1 protein-coding gene is annotated in these 752 nt (G+C 48.4%); it reads right to left on the reverse strand.

The genetic code is table 11. From position 1 onward, the window contains the following. Positions 1-752 (reverse strand): terminase TerL endonuclease subunit (locus AB204_RS20495; RefSeq protein WP_047965229.1); only part of this gene is annotated, 752 nt, incomplete at both ends.

The raw sequence follows: 752 nt of genomic DNA on the forward strand, positions 1-752 counted from the left end.
CGGATCGCCGTTGTGACGAATGACCTTGCGGTTAACGAACACCTCAGCGGATTTTGCCACCGGGCTAAAGCGCATATAGGTTTGCGGGAATGGTTCAACATCCAAGCCTGCGCCTTGTAATTGGGTGCGTAAGTGTGTGGCGTTCCATGTATCAAAGCCCACCAATTTGATATCAAAATTCTGGCTGTCTTTGAGAATATCATCACGGATACGGTCATAATCAATGCAATCGCCTGCTGTGGTGCGCATCCAGCCCATTTGCGCCCACTGACGATAAACAGCACGGTTCTTATTGGCCGGATTCTGTAACTGCGCTTCCGGTAAATAATGGCGGGTCAGGAGTAACAGCTCATTGTCCACGGGAAACGTGTAACAGAGGCTGGTGATATCGCCGGTTGAGGACAAATCTAACCCAGCGTAACACTCCAGCCCCTTAAGATCGTTTTCATCGTATTCTGTCTGGCAGGCTTTCCAAGCGCCATCACCCATCCACGGCGTTTCGCCCTGGCACCAGATATTAAAGCGTTTGGTTAACATCTCTGTCCATTGTGATGGAATGCCCCGCGCCTTTTGGATAGTGTCATGTAAAGCGGTACTGTCTACGGATACATTGAGATTGGGATTCGCTTTTATCCAGAGCGTTTCATCATCAATTTCTTTCTCGTCGTCCAACTCATAAATCAGGGCAAACAACGATTCATTTTGCTCTTCGCCTGCCAGTATCTGGCAACAATAATCATAATGCTGCTTAC

The organism is Xenorhabdus khoisanae, from assembly GCF_001037465.1.
Taxonomy (GTDB): domain Bacteria; phylum Pseudomonadota; class Gammaproteobacteria; order Enterobacterales; family Enterobacteriaceae; genus Xenorhabdus; species Xenorhabdus khoisanae.